Raw genomic sequence first — 17,871 nt, 5'->3', positions numbered from 1 at the left:
TCAGGGTTTGTCGCGCAGCGTCGCCATCAATTCGGCCTCGGCGACCAGCGCGCCGTCGACCTCGGCACGTCCGGTGTACTTCCAGATGCCACGCACTTCGCGCACGATCTCGGCCTTGAGCACGAGCTGATCGCCCGGTTTGACGGGCTTCTTGAAGCGCGCGCCGTCAATGCCGGCGAAGTAGATGATGCCGATCTGCTCCGGCGAGTAATTCTTGGTCTTGAACGATAGGATGCCCGCCGCCTGCGCCATCGCTTCGAGAATCAGCACGCCAGGCATCACCGGTGCGCCGGGGAAATGGCCGTTGAAGAAAGGCTCGTTGATGGTGACGTTCTTGACTGCGGTGATGCGCTTGCCGAGTTCGAGCTCGGTGACCTTGTCGACCAGCAGGAAGGGGTAACGATGCGGCAGGTACTGCATCACCTGCTCGATGTCCATGATCATGTCTTGTTTTCCAGTTCGTTGAGCCTTTTCTCGAGCTGCTTGACGCGGGTGACGAGCTTGTCGAGGTTACGCATGTGGACTGCGTTCTTCTGCCAGACCTCGTGCTCCGAGAAGGGCAGCGCCGATGTGTAGGTGCCGCGCTTCGGCAGCGACTTGGTGATCAGCGTGTTGGTCGATATGCGCGTGCCGTCGGCAATCTCGATATGGCCGAATATCATCGCCGCCCCGCCGATCGTGCAGTGGCGGCCGATCTTCGCGCTGCCCGCGATTCCGGTGCAGGCGGCGATGGCCGAGTGCGCGCCGATCACGACGTTGTGCGCGACCTGGATCAGATTGTCGAGCTTGACGCCCTCCTCGATCACGGTGTCCTCGAGCGCCCCGCGATCGATCGTCGTGCAGGCGCCGACTTCGACGTCGTCGCCGATCAGCACGCGGCCGATCTGCGGGATCTTTTCCCAGCGGCCTTCGTTCGGCGCGAAGCCGAAGCCGTCGGCGCCGATGACGCAGCCGGCGTGCAGGATGACGCGGTCGCCGACCTGGCAGCCGTGATAGAGGCTCACGTTGGCGTGCAGCAGGCAGTCTTCCCCCACCCGCGCGCCGTCGCCGACGACGCTGTTCGCACCGATGACGCTGCGCGCACCGATCCGCGCGCCGCTGCCGATCACCGCGCCCGCGGCGATGCTCGCGTCGGCTGCGACTTCGGCGTCGGCGGCCACGGTCGCAGCGGGATGCACACCCGCTGCCGGACGCGGCGGTGGATTCAGCAGCGCCGAGACGCGCGCGAAATAGAGATAGGGATTCGGCGTCAGAATGCGCGGCAGGTCGGTCGCATCGCGCGCGTCCGGCGGCAGGATGACCGCACCCGCGCCGGTCGTTGCGAGCTCGGCGAGATATTTGCTCTGCGAGACGAAACCGATGTCATCGGCGCAGGCGCGGTCGAGCGGCGCGACCTGGCGCACCGAACGCGCGCTGTCGCCGACCAGCTCGCCGCCAAAGCGCTCGACCAGCGCTGCAAGCGTGACCGCCATCGCCGCCGATTATTTCCCGCCCAGCGCCTTCATCACCCGGTCGGTGATGTCGCTCTTGGCATCGACGTAGACGGCCTGCTCGACGATGAGGTCGTATTTCTCGGTGCGGGCAATCTCCTGGATCGCCCTGCGCGCGCGCTCCTGGATCTGGCCCAGTTCCTCGTTGCGGCGCAGGTTGAGATCCTCGCGGAATTCGCGGCCCTGGCGCTGCAGTTCCCGGTTCAGGTTGGCCAGATCGCGCTCCTTGGTCTTGCGCTCGCTGTCGGACATCGTCACGCCGTCCTTGTCGAGCTGCGCCTGCAGGTCACGCGCCTGCTTCGCGCGCTTTTGCAGTTCCTGGTCGCGACCGGCGAACTCGCGTTCGAGTTTCTTCTGCGCCGCGACCGAGAGCGGCGCTTCACGCAACAGGCGCTCGGTGTTGACGAAACCGATCTTGGTGTCGGCGCCAGCGGGCATGGCGACGAACGCGGTCGCCAGCATCAGGGAAAGTGCGAACTGCTTGAAGCTCATCATGATTACTCCGGTAGCCAACGCGTCTCAGAACACGTTGCCCAAGGTGAATTGGAACATCTCTTCCTCGTCGTCTTCCTTGCTCGAGAGGGGTTGTGCGAGGCTGAACTTGAGCGGGCCGAGCGGTGAGACCCACAGCACGGCGACGCCCGCCGAATAGCGCAGGTCACCGAAGGCGAAATTCTCGTAGCGGTGCTGGTCATCATTCGGGCCGAAGGTCGCGCCCGCGTCGACGAAGGCCGACATGCGCAGGGACTGGTCGTCCTTGAGGCCGGGCAGCGGGAAGAACAGCTCGGCGTTGCCGACGACGCGTTTGTCGCCGCCGAGCGCGTTGTTCTCGTCGTCCTTCGGACCGAGCGTGCCGTTCTCGAAGCCGCGCACCGAACTCGTGCCGCCTGCGTAGAAGTTCTTGAAGAACGGCAGCGGCTTGTCCGACAGGCCGCCGCCGACGCCGACTTCGCCGTTCAGCATGAGCGTGAAGCGCTTGCTGAGCGGGAAGTATTGCTGGTGCTGGAACGACAGCTTGTAGTACTCGAGACTGCCGAGCGGCGTGCCGACTTCGGCCGCCACGCGCTGGAACAGACCGCGGGTCGGGAACAGGTGGCTATTGCGCGTATCGCGTGCCCACGAGGTGTCGACGCGCACGGTGTCGTTGTCGCTGCCGAACTCCTCCTCGAACTTCTGGTAGTTGGTCGGGCTGTCGGCATCGGTCGTGATCGACGTCTGCTCGTAGGTCAGGCCGAAGGAAATGAAATCGCGTTCATTGATCGGCAGGCCGAAGCGCACGCCGGCGCCGTAGGTCGACGTCTCGTAGTCGCCGACGCCGTCGAGTTCGCTTGCGTCGACGTCGCGCCGGTAGATGTCGTAGCCGAGGCTGATGCCGTCGATCGTGTAGTAGGGATTGGTGTACGAGAGCGAATAGACCGTATTGACGCTCCCCGAGTTGATCTGTGCCGAGAGCCGGTTGCCGGTACCGAAGACGTTGCTTTGCGAGACCGAGCCCGACAGCACGAGGCCTTCGGACGAGGAGAAACCGGCGCCGAGCATGATGTTGCCGGTCGACTTCTCGGCGACGCTGACGTTGACGTCGACCTGGTCGGTCGTTCCCGCCACGCTCGGGGTCTCGATGTTGACCTCGTTGAAGTAGCCGAGACGGTTGAGGCGGTCACGCGAGCGGTTGATCTTCTCGGCGTCGTAATAGGCGCCTTCCATCTGGCGAATTTCGCGGCGCACGACCTCGTCGCGCGTGCGCGTGTTGCCGGCGACGTTGATGCGGTTGACGTAGACGCGCCGGCCCGGATCCACGAAAAGCGTGAACGCGACGGTGCTCTTCTCCTTGTCGAGCTCGGGCACGGCGTTGACGTTGGCAAAGGCGTAGCCGTCGTTGCCGAGGCGGTCGCCGATCTTCTTCGTCGACTCGGTCAGGCGGTCGCGCTCGAACACTTCGCCCGGCTCGAGCGTGATGAGCTTCCTGAGCTCGGCTTCGGGTACCAGCATCTGTCCGGCGAGCTTGACGTCCGAGACGCGGTACTGCGGCCCCTCGGTGACGTTGACCGTGATGTAGATACCCTGCTTGTCGGGCGAGATCGACACCTGGGTCGAGTCGACGTTGAATTCGAGGTAGCCGCGGTTGAGATAGAACGAGCGCAGCGCCTCGAGGTCGCCCGCAAGACGCGTCTTCGAATACTGATCGTTCTTGGTGTACCAGGTCAGCCAGTTGGGCGTCGTCGAGGTGAGCTGGTTGAGCAGCTCCTTCTCCTTGAACGCCTTGTTGCCGACGATGTTGATTTGGCGGATCTTCGCGCTGTCGCCTTCGACGACGTCGAACTGCACGGCGACGCGGTTGCGCTCGAGCGGCGTCAGCGTCGACTTGATCTCGACCGCGTACTTGCCGCGGTTGAAGTACTGGCGCTGCAGTTCCTGCTCGGCCTTCTCGACCAGCGATCGATCCAGCACGCGCCCTTCGGCAAGGCCGGTCTGCTTGAGCCCGGCCTTGAGATCGTCCTCGGAGAATTCCTTGATGCCGGACAAGGTGATCTTGGCGATCGACGGCCGCTCCTGCACGGTCACGATCACGACGCCGTCGCGCGCCTCGAGCCTGACGTCCTTGAAGAACCCGGTCGCGTACAAGGCCTTGATCGCGGCAGCGGTCTTCTCGTCGGTCATCGTATCGCCGACCTTGACCGGCAGATAGCTGAAAACCGTGCCGGCCTCGGTGCGCTGGATACCCTCGACGCGGATGTCCTTGACGACGAAAGGCGCCTCGGCGGATGCGGCATGCGTGACGAATACCGCAGCGAGGGCCAGCGTCAGACGGGTCAGGGTCATGGGTTTTTTCATCCGCTTATTAGACGTTGCAAATCGTTGAAGAGGGCGAACGACATCAGCAACAGCAGAAGCGCCATGCCGATCCGGCTCCCTATTTCCATGGCGCGCTCGGACACCGGCCGACCGCGAAAAACTTCCGCGACATAATACATGAGGTGTCCACCGTCCAACAGCGGGATTGGCAGCAGGTTCAGCACCCCGAGACTCACGCTCACGAGCGCGAGAAAACCGACGAAACTGATCCATCCGAGGTCGGCGCTCTGGCCCGCGTAATCGGCGATGGTCAAGGGTCCGGACAGGTTCTTCCACGACACCTGGCCGAGCACCATGCGGCCCATCATCTCGAGCGTGAACACGGTCATGTCCCAGGTCTTGCCGGCGCCTTGCCACAAGGCCTCGACCGGGCCGTAATGCAGTTCGGTCATCAGCGCATCGAATACGGCGGGATCGACATGCGGACCTGCGCCGATCTTGCCGACGCGCTTGCCCGCCTCGTCGACCGCGTCGGGCGTCACCGTCGACACGCGGCGTTCGCCGTCGCGCTGATAATCGATGCGCAAGGGCCTGGACGGATGCGCACGCACGACTTCGACCCACCCCTGCCAGGTTGCGATCGCCTCGCCGTCGGCGGCGATCAGCCGGTCCCAGCGCTTGAATCCGGCGCGCGCCGCGGCACCGTCGGGCAACACCTCCCCGATCACGGGCGCGATATCGGGGTCGTAGCGCACGATGCCGAGCGGCGTCAGCGCGTCGCGCTCGAGGTTTTCGGTTTCGAGCGGCGACACCTCGAGCCGTGCGCTGCGCCCGTCGGCGAGCGCGAGCTCGAGCGTACCGCCGGCCACGCCGGCACGCAGCAGGTTGAGGCGCAGGTCCTGGAACGACGGCGTCTCGACACCGTTGACGCTGCGAATCTCGTCGCCGGCGGCGAGCCCCGCGTGCGCCGCGGGCGTGCCCGCCGGCGGCTCGCCGATCAGCGGCTTCATCGCCGGCACGCCGTGCACGAAGAGCGCCCAATAGAAAACGATGGCGAGCAGGAAATTGGCCGTGGGCCCGGCGACGACGATCCCGATACGGCGCCAGACGGTTGCGCGATTGAAACTACGGTGCGCCTCGGCAGCGGGGACCTCGCCTTCGCGCTCGTCGAGCATCTTGACGTAGCCGCCGAACGGCAGGGCCGATACGGTCCATTCGGTGCGGTCGCGCCCGAGGCGCCGACTGAACAGGGGCCTGCCGAAACCGACCGAAAAACGCAACACCTTCACGCCGGCCAGACGCGCCGCGAAATAATGGCCGAGCTCGTGCGCCACAACGAGGATACCGATGGCGAGCAGAAACCACAGCAGGGTCGTCAGCAGATTCATGCGTAGCTGCACCTGAGATAGTCGTCGGCGACGCGACGCGCCCGGTGGTCGGCGTCGAGCAGCTCGTCGAGCGTGTCGGCGCGCCCCCCGGCCACCGCATCGAGGGCGTGGGCGATGCTCGCGGCGATGCCGCCAAACGAGATCGCGCCTTCGAGAAACCGTGCGACCGCGACCTCGTTGGCCGCGTTCAGCACGGCAGCGGCGTTGCCGCCGGCCGCGAGCGCGTCGAAGGCGAGCTGCAGACAGGGAAAGCGCACCGTGTCGGGCGCTTCGAACGTGAGCTGCCTGCCCATGAGTTCGAGCATCGGCACGCCGGCGGCGATCCGTTCGGGAAAGCCGAGTGCGTACGCGATCGGCGTGCGCATGTCGGGCGTGCCCATTTGCGCGACCACCGAGCCGTCGACGTATTCGACCATCGAATGCACGATGCTCTGCGGGTGCACGAGTACCTTGATCTGCTCGGGACGCGCGTTGAACAGCCAGCGCGCCTCGATCACTTCGAGCCCCTTGTTCATGAGGCTCGCCGAATCGACCGAGATCTTTCTGCCCATGACCCAGTTCGGATGCGCCACTGCCTGCTCGGGTGTCGCCGCCGCGATGGCCTCGGCCGACAGCGTGCGGAAGGGGCCGCCGGAGGCGGTGAGCCACAGCGTATTGACGCCGGCGCGCTGGAAATCACCGTCGAATCCGCGCGGCAAGGCCTGGAAGATCGCGTTGTGTTCCGAATCGATCGGCAGGAGTTCGGCGCCGCTGGCGGCGACCGCGTCCATGAAAAGCTGGCCCGAGACGACGAGGGTTTCCTTGTTGGCGAGCAGGATGCGCTTGCCCGCGCGCGCCGCCGCGAGCGTCGCCGGCAGACCGGCGGCGCCGACGATCGCCGCCATGACGGTATCGACTTCGGCCGCGATCGCGACCTCTGTCAGCGCGGCCGCGCCTTCGAGCACCTCGACCGCAAGGCCGTCGGCCGCAAGTCGCGCGCGCAACGCCGCCGCCGCGGCCGGCTCGCTCATGACGGCGAAGCGCGGCCGGTGCGCGCGGCACTGCTCAAACATGCGTTCGACCTGGGTCGCGCCCGTGAGCGCGAAGATCTCGAAGCGTTCGGGGTGGCGTGAAACGACGTCGAGCGTATTGACGCCTATCGTCCCGGTCGCGCCAAGGACGGTGAGAACGCGGCGCCTCACGCGCCGTGCTCCAGCCACATCAGGAGTCCCGCAGCGACGGGCAGCGTCGAGGTCAGCGCATCGATGCGGTCGAGCACGCCGCCGTGACCGGGCAGCAGGTTGCCGCTGTCCTTCATGCCGGCGACGCGCTTGATCCACGATTCGAACAGGTCACCCAGCACCGACACATAAAGCAGGCCGGCCGCCATGATGACGAGCGACACGAGCGGCATGCCGACCGCCACGCTCAATGCCGCCGCGTAGACGACGACGGCCGCCAGCGCGCCGATCGCGCCCTCCCAGGTTTTGCCGGGACTGATGCGCGGCGCCAGCTTGTGACGGCCGAAGCGACGGCCGAAAAAATACGCGGCCGTGTCGGCGATCCACACGATCGCGATCACGCCGAGCAAAACGGCGGGGCCGCGCGCCTGCAGGTAGAGCAGCGCGGCCCCGGTGGGGACGAGCAGGACGACGCCGACCGCGGCGCGCACGAACGCGGCCGATGCACGCCAGCTTCCGAGCAGCCACAGCGGCGCGACGACGAGCCAGAAGGCAGCGGCGAGGGCGAAGAGTCCGCCCTGGAAAGCCGGCCAGCCGTTACCGAGCACGTAGGGCAAGGCGGCGGCGACGAGGGCGAGCGCGCCCGCGTAAAAACCGGCCATCGGACCGGGGAATTGGCTGATGCGCGCCCACTCGTAGGCGGCCGCGCCGACCACGACGGCCATCAAGAGCGCCCACAGCCAGGCCGGCGCCCACAGGGCGGCCGGTACGAATACGGCCAGCAACAGCAGCGCCGTGGACACGCGTCGTGCCAGGGGTGTCATGGCAATCCTCGATGTGCGGTCACGACGCCGTCAGCAGCTGTTCGCTGGTGCGACCGAATCGACGTTCGCGCGTGCGATACGAAGCGATCGCGGCGTCGAGCGCCGCGGCGTCGAAGTCGGGCCAGAGGGCGTCGGTAAAGTAGAGTTCAGTGTAGGCAAGCTGCCACAGCAGGAAATTGCTGATGCGTTGCTCCCCGCCGGTGCGGATGAAGAGATCGGGCTCGGGTGTATCGGCGAGGCTCAGGTGCGCGGCCAGCGCCGCTTCGCTCACCGGTTCGCCCGACGCGACGAGTTTCTTGACGGCCTGCACGACGTCCCAGCGTCCGCCGTAATTCGCGGCGACCGTGAACGTGAGGCGGCTGTTGTCCCGTGTCAGCGTTTCGGCCTCGCGGATCAACGTCTGGATGCGTTCGGAAAATCCCGACAGGTCGCCGATGACGCGAAAACGAATGCCGTTCTCGTGCAGCTTGGCCACTTCGTTCTCGAGCGCGCGCAGGAACAGCTCCATCAGCAGCGTCACTTCTTCCTGCGGGCGCCGCCAGTTTTCCGAGCTGAAGGCGAACACGGTCAGATGCGTCACGCCACGCTCGGCGCAGGCGCGGATCACGCCGCGCAGCGCCTCGACTCCCTTGCGATGTCCGGCGAAGCGCGGCATGAAGCGGCGCTTCGCCCATCGCCCGTTGCCGTCCATGATGATGGCAATGTGCCGCGGCACGTCCGAGGTCACGGGGATCGCCTGCTTGGTGCGGGTAGACACGCCGACGGACTCGGGCCGCTCAGACCGCGAGCAGGTCCTTCTCTTTTTCGGCGAGCATTTTGTCGATTTCGCCGATGAATTTGTCGGTCAGCTTCTGCACTTCGTCTTGGGTACGACGCTCCTCGTCCTCGGTCGCGGTCTTGGCCTTGACCATATCCTTGAGCGAGGCGTTGGCATCGCGGCGGATGTTGCGGACGGCGACGCGCGCGCCCTCGGCTTCGTTGCGCACGACCTTGATCAGGTCGCGGCGCCGCTCCTCGGTCAGCGCCGGCATCGGCACGCGGATGACGTCGCCGTGCGTCGCCGGGTTGAGACCGAGATCGCCGTCGCGGATCGCCTTTTCGATCTTGCCGACCATGTTCTTTTCGTAGGGCTGCACGCCGAGCGTGCGCGAATCCACCAGCGAGACGTTGGCGACCTGGGGCACCGGCGTCGGGTTGCCGTAATAGTCGACGAGGACGTGGTCGAGAATGCCGGCGTGCGCACGTCCGGTGCGCACCTTCGCGAGATCGTTTTTCAGCGCCTCGAGCGTCTTGCCCATCTTCTGCTCGGCGGACTGCTTGATGTCGGTGATCGTGGTTTCAGCCATTTCAATTCCTCAATGGTTGCTGACCCGCGTGCCCTCGTCCTCGCCCATCACCACGCGCTTGAGCGCGCCGGGTTTGAAGACGTTGAACACGACCAGGGACAGTTTCTGCTCGCGGCACAGCGCGAAAGCCGCGGTGTCGAGCACGCCGAGCTGCTTCGCGATCGCCTCGTCGAACGAGAGCGTATCGTAGCGCCGAGCGTCCGGGTCCTTGTTCGGGTCCGCGGTATAGACGCCGTCGACCTTGGTCGCCTTGAGCAGCAGATCGGCGTCGATCTCGGCAGCACGCAGCGCAGCCGCGGTGTCCGTCGTGAAAAACGGGTTCCCGGTTCCGCCGCCGAAGATCACCACCCGCCCCGCCTCGAGTTCGCGCACGGCGGCGTCGCGCTCGAAGCCTTCGCCGACGTGGGCAATGTGCACGGCGGTCTGCACGCGCGCCGCAACGCCTGCCTGCTGCAGCGCGTCCTTCAGCGCGAGCGCATTCATCACGGTCGCCAGCATGCCCATCGAATCGGCCGTCGCACGATTCATGCCGGCGAGCGCGCCGGTCGCACCCCGAAACAGATTGCCGCCCCCGACGACGATCCCGACCTGCACGCCCAGCGCGACCACGTCACGGATCTGACCGACGAAACCGGCCATCGTCCCGGCGTGGTAGCCGAAGCTGTCCGGTCCCATCAGGGCCTCGCCCGAGAGCTTCAGCAGGATGCGGCGAACGGGCGCCACTGCGTCAGACCTTGGCGGCCGCGGCAACCTCGGCAGCAAAGTCGGAGACCTTCTTCTCGATGCCCTCGCCGACGACGTACATCGTGAACCCGTGGCACTGCGAGTTCTTCGACTTCAGCACCTGCTCGACGGTCTGCTTGTCGTCCTTGACGAAGGGCTGCGAGAGCAGCGTGACTTCCTTGAGGAACTTCTGCACCGTGCCTTCAGCGATCTTTTCCAGCATCGCTTCCGGCTTGCCGGCTTCCTTGGCCTTCTCGATCGCGACGCGCCGCTCGGTATCGAGCAGGTCCTGCGGCACGCCCGAGGCGTCGAGCGATTTCGGCTTGGACGCGGCGATATGCATCGCGATGTCCTTCGCGATCGCCTCGTCGCCGGTCACGTCGACCAGCACGCCGATCTTGCCGCCGTGGATGTAGCTGGCGAATTTGCCCTGGCCGTCGAGACGCACGAAGCGGCGCACCGACATGTTTTCACCGATCTTGCCGACGAGTTCGGTGCGGAACCCCTCGACCGTCGAATTCTTGTACGGCAGGGCCGACAGGGCGGCGACGTCGGCCGGCTTCTGGGTCAGCACCATCTCGGCCAGCGCGGCCGACAGCGCAAGAAAGTCGTCGTTCTTCGCCACGAAGTCGGTCTCGCAGTTGACTTCGACCATCGCGGCGGATTTGCCGTCGGGGCTGATCGCGATCGTCACCACGCCTTCGGCGGCGACGCGGCCGGCGCTCTTGGCGGCCTTGTTGCCGAAACGCACGCGCAGGATTTCCTCGGCCTTCTGCATGTCGCCGCCGGCCTCGGTCAGCGCCTTCTTGCAGTCCATCATCGGCGCGTCGGTTTTTTCCCGCAGATCCTTGACCATGCTTGCAGTGATTTCAGCCATTTCGAACTCCTATCCCAGATTTCTCGATTAATTGAGCCAATACAGAAAGAGGGGCCGACGCCCCTCCTCAAACACCTCGCGCCGGCCGGGGCCGGCGTGTTGCAGCGTCGCAGGCCTTACTCGGCGGCGACACCACCCTCTTCTTCCTCGACCTCGACGAATTCCTCGCCGCCGACGATCTCGCTGATCACCTGGGCGCGGCCTTCGAGCGCCGCGTCGGCCATGCCGCGGGCGTAGAGACGGATCGCGCGGGCCGAGTCGTCGTTGCCGGGGATCACGTAGTCGACGCCTTCGGGGCTGTTATTGGTGTCGACGACGCCGATCACCGGGATGCCGAGCTTCTTGGCCTCGACCACGGCTCCCTTCTGGTAGCCGACGTCGATGATGAAGAGCGCGTCGGGCAGCCCGCCCATTTCGCGGATGCCGCCGAGGCTGCGGTTGAGCTTGTCGACTTCGCGCTGGACCGTGAGGATTTCCTTCTTCGACAGGCGGCCCGGCTCGGCGATCTGCGCCTCGAGGTCGTTCAGGCGCTTGATCGACTGCTTGACGGTCTTGAAGTTGGTCAGCATGCCGCCGAGCCAGCGCTGGTCGACGTAGGGCATGCCGGCGCGCTGCGCTTCCTCACGCACGATGTCGCGCGCGGCGCGCTTGGTGCCGACGAACAGCACGTTGCCCTTGTTGGCCGAGAGCTGACGCACGAATTTTTGCGCCTCCTGGAACATCGGCAGCGATTTTTCCAGGTTGACGATATGGATCTTGTTGCGATGGCCGAAAATGAACGGGGCCATCCGGGGGTTCCAGAAGCGGGTCTGGTGACCGAAATGGACACCGGCCTCCAGCATTTGGCGCATGGTGACAGACATGAAAATCTCCTAAAGGGTTGAGCCTCCACCCGCCAGCAGCCGCGCGCTGTAGTCGATGCGCGCCGCCACCCTTTAATGACAGGTGTGCGAATTTGCCCGAACCATTTCGGGCAGCCGGCGATTCTAAATCGAACAGGGGCGTAATTCAAGGCGCCCGGAAGCCCAGGCCGCGTGACGTCGGTGCCCGCCGTTTCTCATCTCCGCCCTGTGGATATGGTTTTTCGCACCGGCGGCGGCGCTAAAATGCGCCTTTGATTCCCATCTGCCTTACATGACCGTCTCCATCAAAACCGGCGCCGACATCGACAACATGCGCGTCGCCGGCCGCCTCGCCTCCGAAGTGCTCGACTACATCACGCCCTTCGTCAAACCCGGCGTCACGACCGGCGAACTCGACCGGCTATGCCACGCGTACATGGTCGACGTTCAAGGCACCGTGCCGGCGCCGCTGAACTACGCGCCCTCGGGCCATGCGCCCTACCCCAAATCGATCTGCACTTCGGTGAACAACCAGGTCTGCCACGGGGTGCCGGGCGACAAGGTGCTGAAGAACGGCGACATCGTCAACCTCGACATCACGGTCATCAAGGACGGGTGGCACGGCGATACGAGCCGCATGTTCGCGGTCGGTGAGGCGACGATCCAGGCCAGGCGGCTGATCCAGATCACCTACGAGGCGATGTGGGTCGGCATCGACCGGGTGAAGCCCGGCGCGCGCCTCGGCGACATCGGCCACGCGATCCAGCGTTTCGCCGAGAACCACGGCTACAGCGTGGTGCGCGAGTTCTGCGGCCACGGCATCGGCCGCAATTTCCACGAGGAACCGCAGGTCCTGCATTACGGCAAGGCCGGAACCGGCTTGCTGCTCGAACCCGGCATGACCTTCACGATCGAGCCGATGATCAACGCGGGCCGGCGCGACATCCGGCAGATGCCGGACGGCTGGACGATCGTGACCAAGGACCGCAGCCTGTCCGCGCAATGGGAACACACCGTGCTCGTCACCGACAGCGGCTACGAGGTGCTGACCGTGTCGGCGGGCACGCCGGCCGTGCCCGACCGCATACTTCACCCGGCGTGAGCGCCCGGCCGTTCGCCGATCTGCGCGAGCGGCTGAAGTCCGGCCGCGCGAGCCTGGCAGCGGCGTACCGCGAAAAGCCGCGTGCGGCACACTATCTCGCGCGTCACGCGGCGCTCGTCGATGCCCTGCTCGCCGAACTCAGCACGCGCCTCGGGCTGGCGCGCGGCATCTGTCTCGTCGCCGTGGGCGGCTACGGACGCGGCGAGCTGTTCCCGGGATCGGACGTCGACGTCATGCTGCTGCTGCCCGCAGAGCCGCTCGAAGCCGAGCGGCAAGCGCTGGAAAGCTGGGTGCAGGCGTGCTGGGACGTCGGTCTCGAGATCGGCCACAGCGTGCGCACGGTCGACGCCTGCCTCGCCGAGGCCGATGCCGACATCACGGTCGAAACGAATCTGCTCGAAGCCCGGCGGGTGTGGGGCGCCACGGCGCTCTTCGACGACTTCGGTCGTCGCTTCCGTGCGCGCTTCGACGCGCAGCGCTTTTTCGACGGCAAGCTCGCCGAACAGCATGCCCGCCACGCACGTTTCGACGACAGCGCCTACAAACTCGAACCCAATCTGAAGGACAGCCCCGGCGGGCTGCGCGATCTTCATACCATCCACTGGCTCGCGCAGGCCTGCGACATCGACGCCGGCTGGAGCGGGATCGCCCGCGCGGGCCTGCTCACCGAGGGGGAGGCGCGACGAGTCGCGCGCGAGGAGCGCTGGCTGGCGAAGCTGCGCATTCATTTGCACCTGCTCGCCGGCCGCCGCGAGGATCGGCTCGCCTTCGATTACCAGAGTGAACTCGCGGCCTGCCTGGGCCTCGCGCCGACCGCGCATCGCCGCGCCGGCGAGCGACTGATGCAGGGCTATTTCCGCGCCGCCAAGCTCGTCCAGCGCGCGAACGACATCCTGATCCAGTCCCTGCGCGTCCGGCTGTTTCCAGTCGTCGCGCCACCGCTACCGATCGACGACGATTTCCAACTTCGCGCCGGGCTGCTCGAAGCGCGCGACCCCGATGTTTTCCTGCGCAAACCCGACGCCCTGCTCCGCGCTTTCCTCGTCTACGCCCGGCATCCGCAACTCGCAGGATTCGAACCGACGACGCTGCGCGCGGTGTGGCGCGCGAGCGCCCGGGTCGACCGTGCGTTCCGTGCGACCCCGGCGCATCGTGCGCTCTTCATCGCGCTCTTGCGCGAGCCGCTCGGCGTGACCCGCGCGCTGCGGGCGATGCACCGCTACGGCCTGCTCGGCCGTTACATCCCGGCCTTCGGCCGGATCGTCGGGCAGATGCAGCACGACCTGTTTCACGTCTATACGGTCGACGAACACATCCTGACCGTCCTGCGCAATCTGCGCCGCTTCACGGTCGCCCAGCTCGCCCATGAATTCCCGCTGGCCAGCCGGCTGATCGCGGCCTTCGACAAACCCGAGCTGCTCTATCTGGCGGCCCTGTTTCACGACATCGCCAAGGGGCGCGGCGGCGACCATTCCGCACTCGGTGCGCTCGATGCGCGCGGTTTCTGCCGCCAGCACGGACTCGACAAGACCGATACGGACCTCGTCGCCTGGCTCGTCGACATGCACCTCGTGATGTCACGCACCTCGCAGAAGGAAGACATCAGCGACCCCAAGGTGATCGCCGCCTTCGCCGCCAGGGTCGGCGATACGCGTCGGCTCGACGCCCTGTATCTGCTGACCGTCGCCGACATCCGCGGCACGAGCCCGACGGTATGGAACGCGTGGAAAGGAAAGCTCCTCGAGGATCTCTACCATGCGGCCTTCGCCCGCCTCCAGGGCGCCGATCTGGCGATTGCAGGGATCGCCGCGCGGCGCGAAGAAGCACGCGTCAACCTCGCCTTGTACGGCCTCCCCAGGGACGCGGCCGACGCGCTTTGGCGGCATCTCGACAAAGCCTATTTCGCGCGTTTCGACGCGCGCGACATGGCCTGGCACGCGCGCATGCTGTGGCGGCGCGACGCGACGGCCGGCGCGGTCGTACGCGCGCGGCTGTCTCCGGCGGGCGAGGGCATCCAGGTCATGGTCTACGCGCCCGACCGGCCCGACATCTTCGTCCGCATCTGCGCCTTCTTCGCGCGCATCCAGTACACGGTCCTCGAAGCGAAAATCCACACCACCCGCAACGGCTACGCGCTCGACAGCTTCCAGGTCATGGATCTCGCCCACCGGAACATCCACTACCGGGATTTCCTGGCCTTCGTCGAATACGAACTCGCCCGCGATCTCGACCCGGCACGTCCGCTCCAGGCTGTGCAGCCGGGGCGCCTGTCGCGCCATCAGCGCCACCACCCCTATCCGGCAGCCGTGCATCTCGAAGCCGATAGGGGCGGCGACGGGCAGGTGCTGTCGATCACCTGCGCCGACCGCGGCGGCCTGCTGTTTGCGATCGCGGAGGAGTTGATGCGGCACGAGATCAGCGTCTACGCGGCGAAAATCGACACGCTCGGCGAGCGTGTCGAGGACACCTTTCTGATTCGCGGCGAGCGCCTGAACGCGCCGCCGGAGCGCGCGGCGCTGGAAAACGAGCTACGCGGGGTTCTAGGCTGAGCGTCGAGGCGCCGCGCCGGCCGCACCGGGACGCGGACCGGCATATTCGTCGACGTAGCGGCCCCGCGGCGGGGCCTTGCGCAGCGGCGGCGATTTCTTGCGTGTGCCGTCTGCGGGCTTCTTGACCTTGTCCTCGGGGACTGTCTTGGCGCGGGTGCGCCCGCGGCCGGGCCGCACCGTCGTGCCGACCCCGCCGACATCGGCACAAACGAGGGCCGGCGCGTTTCTCGTCGTCTTGCGCTCGCTCATGCCGCCTCCCGCCATTCCTTGAGGCTGCCGGCCAGCGTGCGCGTCAGCGCGATCAGGCTACCGAGCGTGTCGGCGTCGGGCGCCGCTTCGCACGCCCCGATCTTGCTCTCGGCGTAGACCGAGAGAATCAGCAGGTTCTGCCGCACTTCCAGCGGCAAAGGCAGGGTCGCTTCGGCCAGCGCGGCCTGGATCGCATGCCAGGTGCTGCGGCTGGCCGCCAGCGCGGCCGCAAGCTGCCGCTCGCGGTCGTCGTCATGCCAGTGCCGCTGCACGCGCATGAGCTGGGCCGCGATCCCGTCGAGTTGGGCCACCTCGGCCATCATCAGGTCGTCGCCGTGTTCGTTCCGCCGCCGGGCCTGCTGGAGCTGGAGTTCCGGGCTCATTATTGTCCTTGTTACATCTGCCGCGGACACCTCGCCCACGGTTACGTAACAAGTTAGCGGCGCCCCCGGCGACAACTTTAGGCCGGTCGCCGTCGGCCAAATGCCTGCCAAAACAAGGGGGTAGTCAGTCGTCCTGCAGCGTCTGCCCGGGAAACAGGGTGTCGGTAAAACCGAAATTGCGCAGGTCCGGGATCCGCATCGGATACAGGATGCCATTCAGGTGGTCGACTTCGTGCTGCACGACGCGGGCGTGAAAACCGCTCACCCGGCGCTCGAGCGCACGCCCGGCCGCGTCGAACCCGCGATAGTGGATTTCGCCGTGGCGCGGCACCAGTCCACGCATGCCGGGTACCGACAGGCAGCCCTCCCAGCCTTCCTCGGTCGCGTCGGAGAGCGGCGTGACCACCGGGTTGACCAGAACGGTCAACGGAACCTCGGCGGCGTCGGGGTAGCGCGGGTTGGCGTTCACCTCGAAGATCACGACCTGCAGCGACACGCCGATCTGCGGCGCGGCGAGGCCCGCGCCGTTCAGCGCGCGCATGGTGTCGTGCATGTCGGCGACGAGCTGCGCGAGTTCCGCGGTGGCGAAACGCTCGACCGCGCGGGCCGGCGCGAGCAGCCGGGGGTCTCCCATTTTCAGGACTTCGCGGACGGCCATGCACACTCCAGTCGTTGCAGATCGCCGGCTTCGAGCCAGCGCCAGCCGCCCGGCGGCAGATCGTCCGGCAGCGGATACTCGCCGACCGCTTCGCGATGCAGCCGCGCGACGTGATTGCCCGCCGCGGCGATCATGCGCCTGACCTGATGGTATTTGCCTTCGGCGAGCACGAGACGCAGCGTACGGTCGTCGACCGCCTCGCAGGCCAGCGCCGCAAGCGGCGCCGGCTCGTCGTTGAGTTGCACGCCGGCACGCAGCGCGGCGAGCGTCGCTGCGTTCACCGGCTCCGCACAGCGCGCGCGATACACCTTGCCGACGCGCTTTTTCGGCGAGGTCATGCGGTGGATGAACTGGCCGTCGTCGGAAAACAGCAACAAGCCGGTGGTGTCCTGATCGAGCCGCCCGACGCACTGCACGCCGCGTTGCACGAGCGGCGCAGGCAACAGGCTGAAGACGCTCGGGTGGTGGCGCGGATGATGCGAACATTCGTAGCCTTCCGGCTTGTGCATCACGAGGTAGGCCTTGTCGCGGTACGCCCACACCGTGCCGTCCACGGTCAGTTCGAGACCGACCGGGTCGACCTCGGCCTCAGGGTCGGCGCACGCGAGTCCGTTGGCGAGAACCGCGCCGGCGCGCACAAGCGCCGCGCAGCCGCGGCGGCTGCCGAGCCCCTGCGACTGCAGCGCACGATAGAGCTTCATTCCGCCGGCAATCCTGCTTTCAGAAGGTGCAGAGTCCGGCCGAGTCGTTGGTCACGAGCTGTTCCAGGAGATGACGCACCTGCAGCATGACCTCGCCAAGCACCACCTGGATTTCGACCATCTGAATGCCGTCGGCGGAAAGTCCGCGGCCCGCCGCATGGTTCACGACCGTGCCGACGGTGGCATAGCAAAGGTCGAGCTCGCACGCGAGATAGGCTTCGGGCATGCCGGTCATGCCGACCATGTCGGCGCCGTCCCGCTCCAGGCGATTGATCTCGGCGGCGGTTTCGAGGCGCGGCCCCTGCACCGCCGCGTAGACGCCGCCGTCGCGCAGGCTGATGTCGGCACTCGTCGCGGCCTGCAGCAGCGCGGCGCGCATCGCCGCGCAGTAGGGCTGCGTGAAGTCGCGATGGGTGACGGGCCGGTCGCCTTCGACGAAAAACGTGCCGTCGCGGCCGTGGGTGTAGTCGATGATCTGGTCGGGGATGACCAGTGTCCCGGGAATGAGCTCGGGATGGATGCCGCCGACGGTGGCGACCGACACGATGCGGTTGACGCCGTGCTCCTTGAGCGCCCACAGATTCGCCCGGTAATTGACCTCGTGCGGCGGGATCGTATGGCCGTAGCCGTGGCGCGCGAGAAAGATCACGTCCTGGTCGCACAGGCGACCGAACGTGAGCGCGCCGGAAGGCTCGCCGTAGGGCGTGCGCGCGACGCGGCGATGCGTGATCTTGAGGTTGGCGAGCTGGGTCAACCCAGTGCCGCCGATGATTCCCAACATGTAGT

The 17,871-nt window shown here is 66.5% G+C and carries 19 protein-coding genes; 2 read left to right on the top strand and 17 right to left on the bottom strand.

Annotated elements, in window-relative coordinates; all coding sequences use genetic code 11:
* The 12 genes from fabZ to rpsB form a co-directional block, all read right to left on the bottom strand.
* Nucleotides 1-444 (bottom strand): 3-hydroxyacyl-ACP dehydratase FabZ, encoded by a 444-nt coding sequence (gene fabZ, locus TBD_RS04040; protein WP_041432336.1) that lies wholly within the window; start codon nucleotides 442-444, stop codon nucleotides 1-3.
* Nucleotides 441-1,472, bottom strand: coding sequence for a UDP-3-O-(3-hydroxymyristoyl)glucosamine N-acyltransferase (gene lpxD, locus TBD_RS04035; RefSeq protein ID WP_011311307.1), 1,032 nt, complete (start codon nucleotides 1,470-1,472; stop codon nucleotides 441-443). The genes fabZ and lpxD overlap by 4 nt, the downstream gene beginning before the upstream one ends.
* Before the next feature lie 9 nt (nucleotides 1,473-1,481).
* A complete protein-coding gene (locus TBD_RS04030; RefSeq protein WP_011311306.1) occupies nucleotides 1,482-1,985 on the bottom strand; it encodes an OmpH family outer membrane protein in 504 nt (167 codons plus the stop codon).
* 24 nt (nucleotides 1,986-2,009) lie between these two features.
* On the bottom strand, nucleotides 2,010-4,310 hold the full coding sequence (gene bamA, locus TBD_RS04025; RefSeq protein ID WP_041432334.1) for an outer membrane protein assembly factor BamA: 2,301 nt from the start codon (nucleotides 4,308-4,310) through the stop codon (nucleotides 2,010-2,012).
* An 8-nt stretch (nucleotides 4,311-4,318) separates the two neighbouring features.
* Nucleotides 4,319-5,671, bottom strand: coding sequence for an RIP metalloprotease RseP (gene rseP, locus TBD_RS04020; RefSeq protein ID WP_041432332.1), 1,353 nt, complete (start codon nucleotides 5,669-5,671; stop codon nucleotides 4,319-4,321).
* Complete coding sequence (ispC, locus tag TBD_RS04015) at nucleotides 5,668-6,852, bottom strand: 1-deoxy-D-xylulose-5-phosphate reductoisomerase (protein WP_011311303.1); 1,185 nt, start codon at nucleotides 6,850-6,852, stop codon at nucleotides 5,668-5,670. Before ispC ends, rseP begins: the two co-directional genes overlap by 4 nt.
* Nucleotides 6,849-7,655: a phosphatidate cytidylyltransferase gene (locus TBD_RS04010; RefSeq protein WP_011311302.1), complete on the bottom strand. Its 807-nt coding sequence runs from the start codon at nucleotides 7,653-7,655 to the stop codon at nucleotides 6,849-6,851. The genes ispC and TBD_RS04010 overlap by 4 nt, the downstream gene beginning before the upstream one ends.
* 19 nt (nucleotides 7,656-7,674) lie before the next feature.
* Nucleotides 7,675-8,412, bottom strand: a complete 738-nt coding sequence (gene uppS, locus TBD_RS04005; protein WP_011311301.1) for a polyprenyl diphosphate synthase — start codon at nucleotides 8,410-8,412, stop codon at nucleotides 7,675-7,677.
* Nucleotides 8,413-8,431: 19 nt separating this feature from the next.
* Entirely contained in the window at nucleotides 8,432-9,001 is a 570-nt protein-coding gene (frr, locus tag TBD_RS04000) for a ribosome recycling factor (protein WP_011311300.1), read from the bottom strand.
* A 9-nt stretch (nucleotides 9,002-9,010) separates the two neighbouring features.
* Nucleotides 9,011-9,724, bottom strand: a complete 714-nt coding sequence (pyrH, locus tag TBD_RS03995) for a UMP kinase (RefSeq protein WP_011311299.1) — start codon at nucleotides 9,722-9,724, stop codon at nucleotides 9,011-9,013.
* A gap of 4 nt (nucleotides 9,725-9,728) precedes the next feature.
* Nucleotides 9,729-10,601 (bottom strand): translation elongation factor Ts, encoded by an 873-nt coding sequence (gene tsf, locus TBD_RS03990; protein WP_011311298.1) that lies wholly within the window; start codon nucleotides 10,599-10,601, stop codon nucleotides 9,729-9,731.
* Nucleotides 10,602-10,717: 116 nt separating this feature from the next.
* The gene (gene rpsB / locus TBD_RS03985) at nucleotides 10,718-11,464 is read right to left on the bottom strand and encodes a 30S ribosomal protein S2 (RefSeq protein WP_011311297.1); all 747 of its coding nucleotides are present in this window, start codon (nucleotides 11,462-11,464) and stop codon (nucleotides 10,718-10,720) included.
* A 271-nt stretch (nucleotides 11,465-11,735) separates the two neighbouring features.
* Here rpsB and map point away from each other — a divergent pair, with 271 nt between their 5' ends.
* The gene (map, locus tag TBD_RS03980) at nucleotides 11,736-12,545 is read left to right on the top strand and encodes a type I methionyl aminopeptidase (RefSeq protein WP_011311296.1); all 810 of its coding nucleotides are present in this window, start codon (nucleotides 11,736-11,738) and stop codon (nucleotides 12,543-12,545) included.
* Nucleotides 12,542-15,094: a [protein-PII] uridylyltransferase gene (locus TBD_RS03975; protein WP_011311295.1), complete on the top strand. Its 2,553-nt coding sequence runs from the start codon at nucleotides 12,542-12,544 to the stop codon at nucleotides 15,092-15,094. The genes map and TBD_RS03975 overlap by 4 nt, the downstream gene beginning before the upstream one ends.
* Here TBD_RS03975 and TBD_RS03970 read toward each other — a convergent pair.
* From TBD_RS03970 to TBD_RS03950, 5 genes are all read right to left on the bottom strand, one after another.
* A complete protein-coding gene (locus tag TBD_RS03970; RefSeq protein WP_011311294.1) occupies nucleotides 15,086-15,343 on the bottom strand; it encodes a hypothetical protein in 258 nt (85 codons plus the stop codon). The two genes, TBD_RS03975 and TBD_RS03970, sit on opposite strands and share 9 nt — an antisense overlap.
* Entirely contained in the window at nucleotides 15,340-15,726 is a 387-nt protein-coding gene (locus tag TBD_RS03965) for a flagellar biosynthesis regulator FlaF (protein WP_011311293.1), read from the bottom strand. The genes TBD_RS03970 and TBD_RS03965 overlap by 4 nt, the downstream gene beginning before the upstream one ends.
* A gap of 124 nt (nucleotides 15,727-15,850) precedes the next feature.
* Nucleotides 15,851-16,384 (bottom strand): peptide deformylase, encoded by a 534-nt coding sequence (gene def / locus TBD_RS03960; RefSeq protein ID WP_011311292.1) that lies wholly within the window; start codon nucleotides 16,382-16,384, stop codon nucleotides 15,851-15,853.
* Nucleotides 16,363-17,085, bottom strand: coding sequence for a 16S rRNA pseudouridine(516) synthase (locus tag TBD_RS03955; protein ID WP_011311291.1), 723 nt, complete (start codon nucleotides 17,083-17,085; stop codon nucleotides 16,363-16,365). The genes def and TBD_RS03955 overlap by 22 nt, the downstream gene beginning before the upstream one ends.
* A gap of 19 nt (nucleotides 17,086-17,104) precedes the next feature.
* Nucleotides 17,105-17,866, bottom strand: coding sequence for an S-methyl-5'-thioinosine phosphorylase (locus TBD_RS03950; RefSeq protein ID WP_011311290.1), 762 nt, complete (start codon nucleotides 17,864-17,866; stop codon nucleotides 17,105-17,107).
* Between the last annotated feature and the right edge of the window lie 5 nt (nucleotides 17,867-17,871).

It is taken from the genome of Thiobacillus denitrificans ATCC 25259 (assembly GCF_000012745.1).
Taxonomy (GTDB): Bacteria; Pseudomonadota; Gammaproteobacteria; order Burkholderiales; family Thiobacillaceae; genus Thiobacillus; species Thiobacillus denitrificans_B.
Note: the sequence above shows the minus strand (reverse complement) of the source record. Positions and strands in the feature narration are given on the sequence as shown.

Excerpts from the sequence above, each read along its gene's own strand:
- TBD_RS04010 (WP_011311302.1), bottom strand. The coding sequence starts at position 7,655 with ATGACACCCCTGGCACGACGCGTGTCCACGGCGCTGCTGTTGCTGGCC.
- frr (WP_011311300.1), bottom strand. The coding sequence starts at position 9,001 with ATGGCTGAAACCACGATCACCGACATCAAGCAGTCCGCCGAGCAGAAG.
- TBD_RS03965 (WP_011311293.1), bottom strand. The coding sequence starts at position 15,726 with ATGAGCCCGGAACTCCAGCTCCAGCAGGCCCGGCGGCGGAACGAACAC.
- tsf (WP_011311298.1), bottom strand. The coding sequence starts at position 10,601 with ATGGCTGAAATCACTGCAAGCATGGTCAAGGATCTGCGGGAAAAAACC.
- TBD_RS03955 (WP_011311291.1), bottom strand. The coding sequence starts at position 17,085 with ATGAAGCTCTATCGTGCGCTGCAGTCGCAGGGGCTCGGCAGCCGCCGC.
- lpxD (WP_011311307.1), bottom strand. The coding sequence starts at position 1,472 with ATGGCGGTCACGCTTGCAGCGCTGGTCGAGCGCTTTGGCGGCGAGCTG.
- bamA (WP_041432334.1), bottom strand. The coding sequence starts at position 4,310 with ATGACCCTGACCCGTCTGACGCTGGCCCTCGCTGCGGTATTCGTCACG.
- def (WP_011311292.1), bottom strand. The coding sequence starts at position 16,384 with ATGGCCGTCCGCGAAGTCCTGAAAATGGGAGACCCCCGGCTGCTCGCG.
- map (WP_011311296.1), top strand. The coding sequence starts at position 11,736 with ATGACCGTCTCCATCAAAACCGGCGCCGACATCGACAACATGCGCGTC.
- rpsB (WP_011311297.1), bottom strand. The coding sequence starts at position 11,464 with ATGTCTGTCACCATGCGCCAAATGCTGGAGGCCGGTGTCCATTTCGGT.
- rseP (WP_041432332.1), bottom strand. The coding sequence starts at position 5,671 with ATGAATCTGCTGACGACCCTGCTGTGGTTTCTGCTCGCCATCGGTATC.
- TBD_RS03970 (WP_011311294.1), bottom strand. The coding sequence starts at position 15,343 with ATGAGCGAGCGCAAGACGACGAGAAACGCGCCGGCCCTCGTTTGTGCC.
- TBD_RS03950 (WP_011311290.1), bottom strand. The coding sequence starts at position 17,866 with ATGTTGGGAATCATCGGCGGCACTGGGTTGACCCAGCTCGCCAACCTC.
- fabZ (WP_041432336.1), bottom strand. The coding sequence starts at position 444 with ATGATCATGGACATCGAGCAGGTGATGCAGTACCTGCCGCATCGTTAC.
- TBD_RS04030 (WP_011311306.1), bottom strand. The coding sequence starts at position 1,985 with ATGATGAGCTTCAAGCAGTTCGCACTTTCCCTGATGCTGGCGACCGCG.